Source organism: Agrobacterium sp. 22-214-1 (genome assembly GCF_053522465.1).
The window spans coordinates 491,339-506,262 of record NZ_JBNWCK010000002.1; the positions used below are offsets into that span (position 1 = coordinate 491,339).

16 protein-coding genes are annotated in these 14,924 nt (G+C 60.7%); 11 read left to right on the forward strand and 5 right to left on the reverse strand.

What is annotated here, in order from left to right; genetic code table 11:
* Positions 1–7: 7 nt before the first annotated feature.
* Positions 8–889: a methyltransferase domain-containing protein gene (locus ACQZ5G_RS12060; protein WP_304983644.1), complete on the reverse strand. Its 882-nt coding sequence runs from the start codon at positions 887–889 to the stop codon at positions 8–10.
* 143 nt (positions 890–1,032) lie between these two features.
* Between ACQZ5G_RS12060 and ACQZ5G_RS12065 the strand changes: the two genes are divergently transcribed.
* Genes ACQZ5G_RS12065 through ACQZ5G_RS12080 form a run of 4 tightly spaced genes read left to right on the forward strand, consistent with a single transcriptional unit; the run spans position 1,033 to position 3,457 of the window.
* Positions 1,033–1,824 carry a ComF family protein gene (locus ACQZ5G_RS12065; RefSeq protein WP_448738195.1) on the forward strand — a complete coding sequence of 264 codons (792 nt, stop codon included), beginning with the start codon at positions 1,033–1,035 and terminating at the stop codon, positions 1,822–1,824.
* A gap of 60 nt (positions 1,825–1,884) precedes the next feature.
* Positions 1,885–2,139 (forward strand): glutaredoxin 3, encoded by a 255-nt coding sequence (grxC, locus tag ACQZ5G_RS12070; protein ID WP_003522552.1) that lies wholly within the window; start codon positions 1,885–1,887, stop codon positions 2,137–2,139.
* 32 nt (positions 2,140–2,171) lie between these two features.
* Positions 2,172–3,032 (forward strand): carbon-nitrogen hydrolase family protein, encoded by an 861-nt coding sequence (locus ACQZ5G_RS12075; RefSeq protein WP_448738194.1) that lies wholly within the window; start codon positions 2,172–2,174, stop codon positions 3,030–3,032.
* Positions 3,029–3,457: a DUF1178 family protein gene (locus ACQZ5G_RS12080; RefSeq protein ID WP_003522554.1), complete on the forward strand. Its 429-nt coding sequence runs from the start codon at positions 3,029–3,031 to the stop codon at positions 3,455–3,457. The genes ACQZ5G_RS12075 and ACQZ5G_RS12080 overlap by 4 nt, the downstream gene beginning before the upstream one ends.
* Positions 3,458–3,495: 38 nt before the next feature.
* On the opposite strand, the gene ubiG is transcribed toward ACQZ5G_RS12080, so the two are convergent.
* Positions 3,496–4,248, reverse strand: coding sequence for a bifunctional 2-polyprenyl-6-hydroxyphenol methylase/3-demethylubiquinol 3-O-methyltransferase UbiG (gene ubiG / locus ACQZ5G_RS12085; protein ID WP_003522555.1), 753 nt, complete (start codon positions 4,246–4,248; stop codon positions 3,496–3,498).
* A gap of 257 nt (positions 4,249–4,505) precedes the next feature.
* On the opposite strand from ubiG, the gene ACQZ5G_RS12090 reads away from it, so the two are divergent.
* Positions 4,506–5,312: an SH3 domain-containing protein gene (locus tag ACQZ5G_RS12090; protein ID WP_035239323.1), complete on the forward strand. Its 807-nt coding sequence runs from the start codon at positions 4,506–4,508 to the stop codon at positions 5,310–5,312.
* A gap of 66 nt (positions 5,313–5,378) precedes the next feature.
* On the opposite strand, the gene ACQZ5G_RS12095 is transcribed toward ACQZ5G_RS12090, so the two are convergent.
* Positions 5,379–5,636 carry a DUF2934 domain-containing protein gene (locus ACQZ5G_RS12095; RefSeq protein ID WP_020809610.1) on the reverse strand — a complete coding sequence of 86 codons (258 nt, stop codon included), beginning with the start codon at positions 5,634–5,636 and terminating at the stop codon, positions 5,379–5,381.
* Between the two features lie 284 nt (positions 5,637–5,920).
* Here ACQZ5G_RS12095 and ACQZ5G_RS12100 point away from each other — a divergent pair, with 284 nt between their 5' ends.
* The 5 genes from ACQZ5G_RS12100 to ACQZ5G_RS12120 all read left to right on the forward strand — a co-directional run bounded on the left by ACQZ5G_RS12100 (position 5,921) and on the right by ACQZ5G_RS12120 (position 10,966).
* Entirely contained in the window at positions 5,921–6,991 is a 1,071-nt protein-coding gene (locus ACQZ5G_RS12100; protein ID WP_448738193.1) for an enoyl-CoA hydratase/isomerase family protein, read from the forward strand.
* A gap of 169 nt (positions 6,992–7,160) precedes the next feature.
* On the forward strand, positions 7,161–8,147 hold the full coding sequence (gene cysP, locus ACQZ5G_RS12105) for a thiosulfate ABC transporter substrate-binding protein CysP (protein WP_035264351.1): 987 nt from the start codon (positions 7,161–7,163) through the stop codon (positions 8,145–8,147).
* Positions 8,148–8,204: 57 nt separating this feature from the next.
* Positions 8,205–9,044 carry a sulfate ABC transporter permease subunit CysT gene (gene cysT, locus ACQZ5G_RS12110; protein WP_078053429.1) on the forward strand — a complete coding sequence of 280 codons (840 nt, stop codon included), beginning with the start codon at positions 8,205–8,207 and terminating at the stop codon, positions 9,042–9,044.
* A 3-nt stretch (positions 9,045–9,047) separates the two neighbouring features.
* Positions 9,048–9,935: a sulfate ABC transporter permease subunit CysW gene (gene cysW / locus ACQZ5G_RS12115; RefSeq protein ID WP_448738192.1), complete on the forward strand. Its 888-nt coding sequence runs from the start codon at positions 9,048–9,050 to the stop codon at positions 9,933–9,935.
* 5 nt (positions 9,936–9,940) lie between these two features.
* On the forward strand, positions 9,941–10,966 hold the full coding sequence (locus tag ACQZ5G_RS12120; protein ID WP_003522562.1) for a sulfate/molybdate ABC transporter ATP-binding protein: 1,026 nt from the start codon (positions 9,941–9,943) through the stop codon (positions 10,964–10,966).
* 7 nt (positions 10,967–10,973) lie between these two features.
* Here the strand turns inward: ACQZ5G_RS12120 and ACQZ5G_RS12125 are convergent, their stop codons facing one another.
* Positions 10,974–12,071, reverse strand: coding sequence for a DNA alkylation repair protein (locus ACQZ5G_RS12125; protein WP_003522563.1), 1,098 nt, complete (start codon positions 12,069–12,071; stop codon positions 10,974–10,976).
* Between the two features lie 272 nt (positions 12,072–12,343).
* Positions 12,344–13,780 carry an NAD-dependent succinate-semialdehyde dehydrogenase gene (locus tag ACQZ5G_RS12130; protein WP_448738191.1) on the reverse strand — a complete coding sequence of 479 codons (1,437 nt, stop codon included), beginning with the start codon at positions 13,778–13,780 and terminating at the stop codon, positions 12,344–12,346.
* A gap of 617 nt (positions 13,781–14,397) precedes the next feature.
* Between ACQZ5G_RS12130 and ACQZ5G_RS12135 the strand changes: the two genes are divergently transcribed.
* On the forward strand, positions 14,398–14,904 hold the full coding sequence (locus ACQZ5G_RS12135; protein ID WP_003522565.1) for a putative pterin-binding protein: 507 nt from the start codon (positions 14,398–14,400) through the stop codon (positions 14,902–14,904).
* Positions 14,905–14,924 lie beyond the last annotated feature (20 nt).

The following is a 14,924-nucleotide window of genomic DNA, read 5'->3' on the forward strand; positions in this document are numbered from 1 at the left end:
TGATCGCTCAGGACAGCTTCACCTCGGTTGTCTTTAAGGCATCGGCAAGCCGCACCTTGGCGGAGCCGGGTTTCAGCGGTTTCTGCTGGCTTTCGTGAGGCGCCCAGCCTGATACATAGATGATGGAAAATGTCGCCCTTATCCGCCCGTCAGGATCGGAATATCGCTCGGCGTAAAGCTCCGCCGCGCGCAGGAAAAAGGCGCGGTTGAGTGGCTTTCTGCTGCGGCTTGCCAGCGGATTGGCCATGCCCATGGCGCGCAGGTCGCGCATCAGCGGGAAGATCGAATCGTAACGCACGGTGTAGCTTTCCGCATCGGTCACGGGAAGCGCAAAGCCGGCGCGCTGCAAAAGCGCACCGACATCGCGCACATCGGCGAAGGGAATGACGCGCGGGCTGGCGCCTCCGGTCAGCTCCGCCTCGGCGGTCAGCAGCACGTCGCGCAGTTCATGCAGGGTGCCGCTGCCCGGAATGGCGCCGAGAAACAGGCCGTCCGGTTTCAAAGCCCGCCGGATCTGGATCAGCGCGCCGGGCGTATCGTTGGTCAGATGCAGGGCAAGCGGTGAAACGATGAGATTGGCGGAGGCCTCTTCGAGCGGCAGATGCTCCATGGAAGCGGCGTCGGGAATATTCGCATCCGTCGCAAAACAGCTCTCGGTTTCGATACGGCGAATGGTATCCACCTTGCCGGTTTCCGCCAGCCGCCGGGCGGTGACGCCGGTGCCGCCGTGAAGTTCGATTGCGGTCTCGAACTGGCGCTCGACGATGGCAAGCCTGTCGGCCAGCTCTTCGGCCGCCATATCAAGAAGAAACAGGGCCTTGTCGTCGCGCCGGTTCCACGCCCGGCGACGGTTTTGTTCGATCAGGGCCTGGTCAAAGAGAATATCCATTGTCTTGCCTGCTCGGCCTCAAACGCCTTCGGGATCGGCGGGCCGTATCGTTGGTCTCATGCCGCTTGGGGCATCGTTTTCCCGGTGTCGGGAGGGAACTATCGCTCTCGCAAAGGCACCCGTTCGGCGGTAAAGTCAACCTCATGGGTGCTGGTGAAAGTCTGTTTTCAGGTTTGCTGTCGAAGTCTGCGGCCGTGCCGGCGGCGGCGGGAGACATGTGGCGTGCGGTCTTCCGTATGGTCTACCCGCCAACCTGCGCGGGCTGCACCCGCATGACCGGCGGCGAGGGCGCCTTATGTGCGGATTGCTGGCGCGATGTGGCCTTTATCGATCGCCCTTTTTGCGAGGTTCTGGGCATTCCCTTCGCGCGGGATCACGGAGACGGTTTCGTGAGCGCGCAGGCGATAGCCGAACCGCCGCCTTTTGACCGGCTGCGCGCCGTCGCAAGCCATGAGGGAACCGCCCGCAAGCTGGTGCACCGGCTGAAATATCAGGACCGGACCGATCTCGCCCGCCTGATGGCGCTGTGGATGCTGAGGGCAAGTGACGGAACGGTGGATGCCTGCGATTGCATCGTGCCCGTTCCATTGCATCGCAACCGTTTCCTGCGCCGCCGCTTCAATCAATCCGCCGAGCTGGCGCGGCATCTGGCCTGGGCCTCCGGCAAGCCCTTGCTTGCCGGCACGCTGCTGCGCGTGAAGCCGACAGAGCGGCAGGTGGGGCTTTCCGCGCTCGCCAGGCGGGACAATGTGCGTGGTGCTTTCGCGCTCGCACCCGGCCGGGAAACAGATGTCCATGGCAGGCGCGTGGTACTGGTGGACGACGTCTATACCACTGGCGCGACGGTGGGTGCGGCAAGCCGCGCCCTGGGCAGGGCCGGTGCCGCGGATGTGACGGTTTTGACCTTTGCAATGGCCATTTCCGGGCCTATATGAAACCTGAATGACATGACTTTATCGTGCGTTTTACCGCACGTTTACGAGGGCTTTGAAAACATGGCACCGGTGACGATCTATACGCGGGATTTTTGTGGTTATTGCGCGCGCGCCAAGGCGCTGCTGGACAGCAAGGGCGTGGATTATGCCGAATATAACGCCACGACGACGCCGGAATACCGGCAGGAAATGATCGAGAAATCCGGCGGAACGACGTTCCCGCAAATCTTCATCAACGGCCAGCATGTGGGCGGCTGCGACGATCTGCACGCGCTGGAGCGCGCCGGTAAACTGGACGCGCTGCTGGCCGCCTGATCGGCCGCGATCTTGCGGGTATGGAGGATGTGATGGGTTTCAAGGCTGCCGCCATTCAGATGCGCTCCGGCGTCGATCCGGCAAGAAACGCCGCCGATATGGACCGGCTGGTGCGTGCGGCTGCGGCCGAGGGCGCCGTTTATGTGCAGACCCCGGAAATGACGGGCGCGATCCAGAAGGACAGGCAGGCGCTGCGCGCGCAACTGCGTGATGACGATGGCGACATCATCGTTGCGACGGCCGCCCGTCTTGCCCGCGAACTCGGAATTCATGTCCATGTCGGTTCCACGGCCATTGCCCGCCCGGATGGCAAGATCGCCAATCGCGGTTTTCTCTTCGCGCCGGATGGTTCGCGCATCTGCAGCTATGACAAGATCCATATGTTCGATGTCGATCTCGACAATGGCGAAAGCTGGCGTGAAAGCGCTGCCTATCAACCCGGCGAAGTGGCGCGTATCGCCGAACTTCCGCTGGGGAAATTCGGCTTCGCAATCTGCTATGACGTCCGTTTCCCGCAGCTTTTCCGCGCGGAAGCGCTGGCAGGTGCGGAGGTTCTGACCGTTCCGGCGGCTTTCACCCGACAGACGGGGGAGGCCCATTGGGAAATCCTGCTGCGTGCCCGCGCCATCGAAAACGGCGCTTTCGTCATCGCCGCCGCGCAGGCCGGCGTGCATGAGGACGGGCGGGAGACCTTTGGCCATTCCATCATCATCGACCCGTGGGGTAAGATTCTGGCCATTGCCGGCGGCGCCGGAGAGGAAATCATCTTCGCCGACATCGACCCGTCACTCGTTGCCGCTGCGCGTGGCAAGATTCCCAATCTCCGCAATGCCCGCGAGTTCGGTCTGGACACGGTTATTCCCCTGAAACCTGCCGGAGGTGAAGCGGCGTGATCCGTTATGCGCTGGCCTGTGAAAAGGGCCATGAGTTCGAAGGCTGGTTTGCAGGCAGCGACGATTTCGACGATCAGTTGCAGCGCGGTTTCCTGTCCTGTCCGGTCTGCAATTCCGTGCAGGTCTCGAAGCTGTTGATGGCGCCTTCGGTTTCCACCGCCCGCAAGAAAGACGAACGCCAGACGCTGGCCATGGATACCGCCCGAAAAGAGGCGCTTGCGAAAATCCGCGAGGCCGTTGCCAATATCCGCGCCAATGCGGAAGATGTCGGCGATAAATTTCCCGAAGAAGCCCGCAAGATCCACTATGGCGAAGCGGATGAGCGCGGCATCATCGGCAATGCCTCGGCGCAGGACGCCAAGGCCCTGCTGGACGAGGGTATCGAGATCGCGCCGCTGCCCGTTTTGCCCGACGACGTCAACTGAACTTCTTTAGAACGACATCGCGCAAATAGCGTCCGGGTTTACCCCTGCGCCGGCCGCTTCGCCAGCATCATGTAGTTGACATCCATATCCGGCGAAAGATTCCAGCGATCCTGCAGCACGTTGTAGAAGACGCCGGTGCGGTGGATGATATCCATGCCGCTCGCCACCAGCGGCCGCTCGAGCTCTTCCGGGCGAACGAGCTTTTCATATTGGTGCGTGCCGCGCGGCAGCCAGCGCAGCACATTTTCGGCGGCGAAGATCGCCAGTGCCCGGGCTTTGAGCGTGCGGTTGATGGTGGCGGCGAACATCAGGCCGCCGGGGCGCACCATTTTCGCGCAGGTGGTGACGAAGAGATCGACATTGGCCACATGCTCGACCACCTCCATGTTGAGGATGACGTCGAAGGTTTCGCCGGCTTCCTGCAACTGCTCGGCAGTCACGGCGCGGTAATCGACGCTGACCCCGCTTTCGCGGGCATGGGTGGAGGCGATGCCGATATTCTTTTCCGAGGGATCGGCGCCTACCACATCCGCGCCCATGCGTGCAACGGGTTCGGAGAGAAGGCCGCCGCCGCAGCCGATATCTAGTATGCGCAGCCCTTCCAGCGGGCGGTGCGCCTTCGGGTCGCGGCCGAAATTCTCGCAGATGCGGTTGCGGATATATTCGAGCCGCACGGGATTGAACTTGTGCAGCGGGCGGAACTTGCCGGTCGGGCTCCACCACTCCGCAGCCATCGCGGAGAAGCGATCCACTTCGCTCTGGTCGACGGTCGTCTGTGCGGTTTCGCTCATGGTTCTGCTCCATATTGCTGTTGCATTGAAGTCGGATGATTGCCCCCCGAAGTCAAGACCGGCGGTCCATTCCTGCGGCGATTTATCGGGCGCTGATTGCCGCAGGTGGAACTGATTGGATGCCTCATTTGTTTCATGCTGCGTTCATGCAGAACCGCGTATTTTCCGGTCGTGGCAGTATGCGGAACGCATACTGGTCCATCGAACATGGTGGATGCCGACAAGGGCAAAGCGGGCCTTTGCTTGAGGAGAAAGAAGTGAAGAAAAAACTGTTTGGCGCAATTGCGCTGGTGGCCATGCTCGCCGCGCCGGCACTTGCCGAAGCTGCGACGCGGGGTTTCGCCACCGCGAATGTGAATATGCGCTCCGGCCCGAGCACGGCCTATCCGGCCGTCGTGGTTATCCCGAATGGCGCGCCGCTTACCGTGCACGGCTGCCTTTCCGATACGCCGTGGTGCGATGTTTCCTTCGTGGGCGGTCGCGGCTGGGTGGCCGGGCGTTATATCGCCACGACCTACCGGCAGAACCGGGTTTATGTCGAACCGCGTTATTACCGCGATCTCGGCGTGCCGGTGATCACCTTCGAAGTCGGCCGTTATTGGGACCGCTATTATCGTGACCGCGACTTCTACCGCGAGCGCGACCGCTGGCGTCGTCCGCCGCCTTCCGGCGGGTACTGGAACGCCCCGCCTCCGAGCGCCGGATGGGATCGTCCGCGTCCGCGTGACGAGTGGCGTGACGGACGCCGGGACGACTGGCGCGATGGTCGCCGCGACGAGTGGCGTGATCCCCGCCAGGGCGGCGGTCCGAATGACGGACGCTGGGAACGTCGTTACGGCGACTGGAACCAGGGTGACAGAAATCAGGACAGGCCGCGTCGCGACGACGACCGCCGCCGCTTCGAAGATGAAAGCCGCGACCGCAATCGCGATGGCCAGCAGAACCAGGATGAAGGCCAGCGTCGCCCAGAGCGTCGCCAGTGGGATGACCCACGCCGTGCGCCTGCTTCGGAAAATTTCCGCGATGGCTGCCGGATCGGCGATCCGGGTTGTGACCCGCGCTAAACAGACAAAGCCCGGCATGATTGTCGGGCTTTTTCATTTATGGCTTCAGCTTGGCTTTACGAGCCGTTATTTCGCGGCGGCAGCCTTGCGGGCACGGGCCTTGGGTTTTGCCGGGGCTTCCGCATCCGGTGCGGCTTCTGCAGCAGCGGCCTTGGGAGCGGCCTTCTTGCGCGTTGCGGGTTTCGTCGCTTCCGATGTCTTCAGCAGCGAAAATTCATGCTTGGCCTGTTCCCAATGGTGCGCGTCGCGCCCATGGGGGTGACCTTCCTTTTCCCAGAGTGTATATGCCCGTTTACTGATCCATTCGTGTTCCGAAACCTGCATGCTCGTCTCCCGTTGCTGTTTACAGCGCCTATGAGAAGGCGACATTCCGCTTTGGTCCGGCACACGCTCGACAGGAATCAATGCCGGCATTTCCAGAACCCATTACATGCCATGATTTTCCGGGCGTCAAGCAAACATGCTGCATTGCGAAAACGGATTTCTGGCATTTTCTGCCCGTTAAAGCGGTTTGAGCGAAAGACGTTCCCGCAGAACAAGATCAACGTTGCGTGATCGCGCCAGGGCCGCCAAGATGGCCGGATGAATGGGCAGCGGAGGAGGCGGTCTTGGAACAGAGAACGGAAGCGGATGCGCAGGTCATCGTCGAAAAACGGGGAGGGGCAGGCATCATTCGCCTCAACCGCCCGAAGGCCATCAACAGCCTGACCTTGCCGATGGTGCGCGACCTGTTTCAGGCGCTTCAGCGTTTCGAAGAGGATGTTGGCGTTTCCTGTGTGGTGCTGACCGGAGAAGGCGACAGGGGGCTTTGCGCCGGGGGCGATGTCCGCATCATTCACGATCTCGGCAAGGCGGGCGACCCGCAGGTGCTTGATTTCTGGCGGGAAGAATTTCCGCTCAACTATCGCATCGCCCGCTTCGGCAAGCCCTATATCGCGCTGATGGACGGCATCGTCATGGGCGGCGGTGTCGGCATTTCAGCCCATGGCAGCCACCGCATCGTCACGGAACGCACAAAACTCGCCATGCCGGAAACCGGCATCGGTTACTTCCCGGATGTCGGCGGCACCTGGCTTTTGCCACGGACGCCGGGCGAATGCGGCACCTGGCTGGGGTTGACGGGCAACGCCGTTACCGCTGCCGATGCCATCTATGCCGGTTTCGCCGACTATCTTGTTCCTTCGGACCGTCTCGACGGGCTGGTCCAAGACCTGTCGCGAGCCGCGGATACAGAAAGCATCGAGACGGCGATCGCGGCGCACGCCTTCGAGGCCGGTGAAGGCGTTTTATCCATAAATCGGGATATCATCGACGCGACATTCCGTTTCGACACGGTCGAGGAGATTTTCGCCGCGCTTTCGGCGCGCCAGGATGTGTTTTCGCGCGAAACCCTCGAGGTCCTGCAAAAACGCTCCCCCACCAGTCTGAAACTGACCCTGAAGCTGCTGCGTCTCGGCCGGGAAAGCGCGAGCCTCATCGAATGCCTGGAGCGGGAATTTGCCGCCGGCACGGAAATATTGCGCCAGCATGATTTTTACGAAGGCGTGCGCGCGGCGCTGGTCGACAAGGACCGCAATCCCCGCTGGCAACCGGCACGGCTGGAGGAGGTGAGGGAGGATGACATTACGCGTTATTTTGCCGCGCATTCCGGCAATCTGTTTCCCGATCATCGTCTTTAGGTCGACGCAAAAGAAATCCGGCTTCTTGCCGTATATGAAATCATCGCCTTTGGAGCCGATATTCTTTGGGTGAAATTTCCAATCCGCGCGCCCGGAAAGCATGGCTGTTTCTCGCGGGCGTTGCCGCCGCCCGCTATGTTGAGCACCATTCGAATTGCCGGGGGTATTCATGAAACGTCTTCTCATTATCGGTACTGCCATTGCCGCTCTTTTTGCAGGTGCGGCACAGGCGCAGTCTCCGACCACCATTCTCAACGCATCCTACGATGTCGCCCGCGAAGTTTTCGCGGCCGAGAACGAGGCGTTCATCAAGCTGCATCCGGGCGTCACCGTCGACCAGTCGCATGCCGGCACTTCCAAGCAGGCGCGTGCCATCGTCGAGGGTCTGGAAGCCGATGTCGTCACCTTCAATCAGGTCACCGATGTCGATTTTCTGGTGAAGCAGGGCTTCGTTTCCGCCGACTGGAAGAAGGATTTTGCGAACGACGCATCGCCCTTCTATTCCTTCCCGTCCTTCCTCGTGCGCGCCGGCAATCCCAAGGGTATCAAGGACTGGGACGATCTTGCCCGCGACGATGTGAAGATCGTTTTCCCCAATCCGAAGACCTCGGGTAACGCCCGTTACACCTATCTCGCCGCCACGGCTTACGCCAAGGAGAAGTTCAACGGCGATGACGCGAAGGTTCAGGCATTCGTCAAGAAAATCTTCGACAATACGCCGGTGTTCGACACGGGAGGCCGCGCCGCCACCACCACTTTCGTTGAGCGTGAAATCGGCGACGTGCTGATCACCTTCGAAGCCGAGACCCGCGGCATCGCCAAGCAATATGGCGCAGACAAGGTGGAAGGCGTCGTGCCCTCCGTCAGCCTGCTGGCCGAATTCCCGGTGGCCGTGGTGGACAAGGTCGTCGACAAGCGCGGCTCGCGCGATCTGGCGAAGAGCTATCTCGACTTCCTCTATACCGAGGAAGGCCAGCGCATCGCCGCCGAATTCGGCCACCGCGTCCACAATGAAAAGGTCGTCGGCGAATTCAAGGACAAGTTCCCGGCCATTCGCCTCGTCAACGTCGATGATGTCTTCGGCGGCTGGGACAAAATCCAGAAAGAGCATTTTGCATCCGGCGCGACGCTTGATACGCTTTACGGCAGCCGTTAATCACAGCGATACGCAACAGGTAAAAGACCCGGCGGGAAACCGCCGGGTCGCTTTTTGATGAATGGGGGGCGGGGTTTGAAGCGCAATGTTCTGCCGGGGCTGAAATTGTCTCTTGGCGTTACCCTGACTTACGTTGCCATCATCGTGCTTCTGCCGCTCTCGGCATTGGTGTTCAAGGCGGCAAGCCTTGGCCCTGCCGAATATTGGTCGATCATCTCCTCGCCGCGCGCCGTGGCCAGTTATCGTGTTACCGTGCTATGCGCCTTGGCCGCCACGCTGTTCAACGTCATCTTCGGGCTGGCGCTCGCCTGGGTGCTGACGCGTTACCGCTTTCCCGGCTGGCGCATCGTCGACGCCATCGTCGATCTGCCTTTTGCGCTTCCGACCGCCGTTGCCGGCATTGCGCTGACGACACTGTTTGCAGGCAATGGCTGGTTCGGCTCGGTGCTTTCGCAATTCGGCATCAAGGTGGCCTACACGCCGCTCGGCATCATGGTGGCGATGGCCTTTACCAGCCTGCCCTTCATCGTGCGTACCGTGCAGCCGGTGCTGGAAGACCTCGATCCGGCGCTTGAGGAAGCGGCGCAGTCGCTCGGCGGTTCCGATCTCGAAATTTTCCGCAAGATCATCCTGCCGCTGTTGACGCCGGCGTTGCTCGCCGGTCTGTCGCTCTCCTTCGCCCGCAGCCTCGGCGAATTCGGGGCGATCATCTTCATCGCCGGCAATCAGCCGTTTTCGACGGAAATCACGGCGCTGCTGATCTTCATTCGGCTGGAGGAATATGACTATCAGGCCGCCGCCGCCATCGCCTCCGTGCTGCTCATCACCGCCTTCGTGATGCTGGCGGTGACCAATTATCTGCAGGCGCGTGCGCTTCGTTATACGGTGAGGGGCTGAGAGATGAGCGCCGTTTCTTCACATCGCAAACCGCCACGCGTCGGCGACGCGCCTCTGGTTCGCCGCAGCCTGATTTCTTTCGTGCTGGTCATCGGCGCCCTGTTGGTCCTGGCGCCGCTTATCATCATCGGCGTCGAGGCCTTTTCGCAGGGCTGGAAGGCCTATGCGGCCACCATCACCCATCCCGATACCCGCCACGCCATCATGCTGACGGTGCTGACGGCGCTGATCGCCGTGCCGGTCAATACGGCCTTCGGTGTTGCGGCCGCATGGGCGATCACCAAGTTCGATTTCCCGGGCCGGCGCTTCCTGCTGGTGCTGATCGAAATACCCTTTTCCATCTCGCCGATCGTCGCCGGTGTCGCCTATCTCTTCGTTTACGGCCTGCAGGGGCTTTTCGGCCCGTTCCTCGATGCACATGACATCAAGATACTTTTTGCGCTGCCCGGCATCGTCATCGCCTCGATGTTCGTCACCGCACCTTTCGTGGCGCGGGAACTTATCCCGCTGATGCAGGCGCAGGGCCGCGATCTGGAAGAGGCGGCGACCTCGCTTGGTGCCTCCGGCTGGCGCACTTTCTTTTCGGTCACCTTGCCGAATATCAAATGGGCGCTGCTTTACGGCGTCGTGCTGTGCAACGCCCGCGTGATGGGTGAATTCGGCGCGGTATCGGTCGTATCGGGCAATATCCGCGGCCAGACCAATACGCTGCCGCTGCATATCGAGCTGCTTTACCACGATTACCAGACGGCCGGCGCTTTTGCCTCGGCCTCGATCCTCGCCACCCTCGCCGTCGTCACCATCATCGCCAAGGTGGCGCTGGAACGACGCGGCGCCGGGCGCGGGGCCAAGAAGACCAACGGCGATGCTGCCATCGCCACGGAGACCTGATTCCCATGAAAATCCGCCTCGAAAATGTGGTGAAGACCTTCGATACCTTCCGCGCCGTGCGCGATGTTTCGCTGGATATCGAAAGCGGCGAGCTTCTGGCGCTGCTCGGTCCCTCAGGCTCCGGCAAGACCACGATTTTGCGCATGGTCGCCGGTCTCGAATATAGCGATGGCGGCCGTATCTTTTTCGGCGACGAGGACGCCACCAATATTCCGGTGCGGGACCGCGGCGTCGGTTTCGTGTTCCAGCATTACGCGCTCTTTCCGCATATGACCCTGCATCAAAACATCGCCTTCGGCATGAAGGTTTCGAAGGTGAAGCGGGACAAGGCGGCAATCGATGCCCGCGTCGAAGAGCTTCTGCGGCTGGTGAAGCTCGATGGCCTGGGCGACCGTTTCCCGGCGCAGATTTCCGGCGGCCAGCGGCAGCGCGTGGCGCTGGCGCGTGCGCTTTCGGTCGACCCGAAGGTGCTTCTGCTCGATGAGCCCTTCGGGGCGCTGGACGCCAATGTGCGCCGCGACCTGCGCCGCTGGCTGCGCGAGATTCACGATTCGCTCGGCATCACCACGATTTTCGTGACGCATGACCAGGAAGAGGCGCTCGATCTTGCCGACCGTGTCGTCATTCTCAATCAGGGCGAGATCGTACAGCAGGGCACGCCGAAGGAGGTCTGCCGCCAGCCGAACAGCGCCTTCGTCATGCGCTTTCTGGGTGATGCCAACCGCGTGTCCGGCGTGGCGCGCGGCGGCAAGGTCTATGTCGGCGATAACGAGCTGCCTTTCTCCTATGCTCAAGGCGATGGCGCGGTGGACATCTATGCTCGCCCCGGCGATCTGGAGTGGGAAGATCTGCATGAGGGCATTCCGGCCTCGGTGGCGCGGGTTCTCGACCGCGCGGGCGAGCGCCGGGTGATTGCCAGCACCGATGGCGGCGACCTCCTGGAATTCGACGTGCCGCCGGAAAACGATGTCGCCGCTGGAGACCGCGGTTCCGTCATCATCCGCCGGGCGAAGATTTTCCCGGCGGCGTGAGCCGCTATCAGCCCAGAAGCTCGAAGGCGCTTTCAGCCACAAGCTTGCCGTTGATCGTCAGGTCGACCCTGTGGATGCCGGGATAGTGTTTGCGGGTCGTGAAATCACGGATGGCGCGGCTGATCGACAGCGCGCATGTCTCGCCCGGCTGAAGTTCGATCTCTTTCCACTTGAAGACTTTCGCGGAGGCATCGCCGCTCTTCTTCACGTAGTGCACCGCGTAGTCGATCACCAGTTTCTGAGGCCGTTTCGCCGTCGAGGTGAAAGAGGCTGCAATCCGCACCGGATTGCCGAGTGCGACCTTGTCCGGCGTAACCTGAAATGCCGCAAGGGAAATTTCCGCTTCCTCATGCGCGCCGAGATGGGCAAGTGCGGCGGCATCGCCCTTCTTGATCAATGTGCGCAGGGCCTGCCGCGTGATCCAGCGTGTATGCGGATTGTCCTTCGGCCATGTATCGATCAGCGCCAGCACGAAAGCCGGATTGTCCTTGGTGATGTCGTTCAGATGATTGGCGACGGATTTGCGCACATAAAGCGCCTCGTCGGCTTTCATGGCGTCGAGGATTGCGGTGACCGGCGAGGGATCGTCGATGAGAGGTTTGAGCTGGAACGACCATGGCAGGCGGGGCCGGCAGCCTTCGCTCGCCAGCCGCCGCACATGTTCGTTTTCGTGCCGCGACCACGTTTCCATCACGGCGAGGGTGGCGCCTAAGTCCTTTTGCAAAAAATGACGGATGGCGAATTCCGAAGAGCCGAAGCGGGTGAAATAATGCAGCGCTTCCATGGAAAGATCGAAATCATCGAGGCCGTAGAGCGCCACATATTCCGGCAGCGAAATGGAGGCGAAACCGTTGCCGATGCCCGGCGCTGCGGCGGTCAGGATTTCGATATTGCGGGCATAGTCGCCGGGAAGTGTCGCATGCAGGCTCGTCGCCACCTGCCGCATGCGCTGCATGATGCCCAGCGCTTCAAGGTTTTCGGTGGCGAGCGCCATGAAGGCGGAAACGTCAAATGGCGGATGAACGGCCTTGGTCTCATCGGCGATATGCCGCAGTTTCTCACGGTTGAAGATTTCCTTCAGTGCCGGTGCCGCCGCGTCGCTCATATCGCCCCTCAAAGTTCACTTTTTGTTCTTTTAGGGGATGATGCAGACGAAAGCAAGCAGGACCGGAGCAGCGAAAAAACGCTGTGGCCGATTTTGCCTGTTCTCAGATCAATAAGGCCTCTCTTCCGTCATGCCGGACTAGATCCGGCATCCAGCCGACGCACGTCTGCGCGGCGAATAGAGTCTTTTCAGCCCAAGGACTTGGGCTGGCTGGACCCCGGCTCGAGGCCGGGGTGACGAAGGTGCGGATGCTCCGGGTTCGCCAAAAAGCGTCAGCTCATCTGGCTGACGAATTTGGTCTCCAGATAGGCCTGAACCGCTTCCGAGCCGCCTTCCGTGCCATAACCGGAATCCTTGATGCCGCCGAAGGGGACTTCCGGAAGCGCAAGGCCGTTGTGGTTGATGGTCAGCATGCCGGCCTCGACCTGCTGGCCAAGTGCATGCGCGGTCTTGACCGAGCCGGTGAAGGCATAGGATGCAAGGCCGAAGGGCAGGCGGTTCGCCTCGGTGATGGCGTCATCGAAGCTCGAGAAGCGGTTGATGATGGCGACCGGGCCGAAGGGTTCGTCATTCATGATTTTGGCGGTGGTCGGCACATTGGCGAGAACCGTCGGCTCGAAGAAATTGCCCTTGTTGCCGATGCGGCGGCCGCCGGTCTTCAATTCTGCGCCATGGGAAACGGCGTCGTTGATGAGGCCTTCCAGCGCCGGAATGCGGCGCTCATTGGCGAGCGGCCCCATGATGACGCCGTCTTCCAGCCCGTTGCCGACCTTGATGGCCTTCGTCGCTTCCACGAAACCTTCAAGGAAACGGTCGGCCACGCCGTCCTGCACGAGGAAGCGGGTGGGGGCGACACAGACCTGACCGGCATTGCGGAACTTGGCAAGCGAGGTGACTTCGATTGCCTTGTCGATATCGGCGTCGTTAAAGATCATCACCGGCGCATGGCCGCCGAGCTCCATCGTGGCGCGCTTCATGTGTTTGCCTGCAAGTGCGGCCAGATGTTTGCCGATGGGCGTGGAGCCGGTGAATGAAATCTTGCGGATGACCGGATGCGGGATCAGATATTCCGAAATTTCCGATGGGACACCGTAAACGAGGCCGATGACGCCTGCCGGCACGCCCGCATCCACGAAGGCGCGGATCAGTTCGGCCGGCGATGCGGGTGTTTCCTCCGGCGCCTTGACGATGATGGAGCAGCCGGTGGCAAGCGCTGCGGAAAGCTTGCGGACGATCTGGTTGATCGGGAAATTCCACGGCGTAAACGCCGCGACGGGACCGACCGGCAGCTTGATGGCAAGCTGCGAAACGCCGGTCGCACGCGCCGGGATAACCTGGCCATAGGTGCGGCGGGTTTCTTCGGCGAACCAGTCGATGGTATCGGCAGCGCCCATGATTTCGGTGGCCGATTGCGCCAGCGGCTTGCCCTGCTCGCGGGTCATGATGTAGGCGATCTTGTCCTTGCGCTCGCGCAGGATATCGGCAGCCTTGCGCATGATCTTCGAGCGGTCGTAGGGGGAGGTGTCGCGCCACAGCTTAAAACCGCGCTCGGCGGCGGCAAGCGCCAGATCGAGGTCTTCCTTCTCGGCATGCGCAATCGCGCCGATGATCTCGTCGGTTGCCGGATCGGACACGGCGATCGTCTTGCCGGAAACGGCGTCTCGCCATTCGCCATCAATGAGAAGTTTGATGTCGGGATAGGTGTGCATAGGGGCTACCTTCATGATGCGGCCGATACGGCGAAATGCCGTCCGGCCCGGAGACGTGAACAGAATTTTCCTGGCCGGACGATATCCGGCATCGCGGCTTTCGCTGCGCGGAACATGTGTCTGGATATTTCCGACGGGGGCTTCTGGAATTGTCGGAAACGGAAACGACAGCCTTTATATTAAGGTCCGGGCGGTATGTTTCAACCGTGCGCTCCGGCAATCGCCACGATTTTTCCGTGACGCGGAATTTGCCATTCGTCATTTCAATCTGGCACGCGGACGGGGCGTCACTTATCCGGCTGCCTCAGGCGAATCAGATGAAGCTGTGCGACGACGGAAAGGCTCTCGCCACAATTCGGCCTTCGTCGCACCTGACGAATTATCGGGAGGGGTCTCCGGAGCTTGTCGCTTGTGTCATAATGGGACGCGTGGCCTGAAAAAATACAATAAGACGGAAAACTTATCCAAAGGGTTTACTCAAAACCTAGAGAAAATACGGATAAAATCTCACTAAGGATATAACATCCATTCCTGATATATATTGCTAGCGTCGGTTCCCTTGACCTTCAAAGGTTGGTGAAAACCCTCGACCTGAACGTTATCGATGGAGAAAAAGTATGAGTTTCGCCCGGGTACTTCTCAGTGCGTTCTTGTCGCTCGCGTGGCTTTCCTGTGCCGAAGCCGGCGAAATTGCCAAACCGCAAGGAAAACCGATATTAACCATATCCGGAAACATCGCCAATACGAATGGCGAGGGTGCCGCGGTATTTGATCGTGACATGCTGGAAGCGCTCGGCATGGTGACGGTGGAGACGACAACGCCCTGGCATGATGGCCGCGTCCGTTTCGATGGTGTTTCGCTGGCAAAATTGATGGATGTCGTCGGCGCAAAGGGCACCAGCGTCACGGCAGTCGCTCTCAACGATTATGTCAGCACGATACCGATTGAAGATTTTAAGAAATTTAACGTTATTCTGGCGATCAAGCTGGATGGCAATTACATGACAGTTCGCGAAAAAGGGCCGTTGTTCGTCATCTATCCCTATGACAGCGATCCGGAGTTGCAGAAGCAGACCTACTATTCGCGGTCCGCATGGCAAGTTGCCAAACTGATAGTGGAATAAAGGTGCCGTTTGCGAAAACT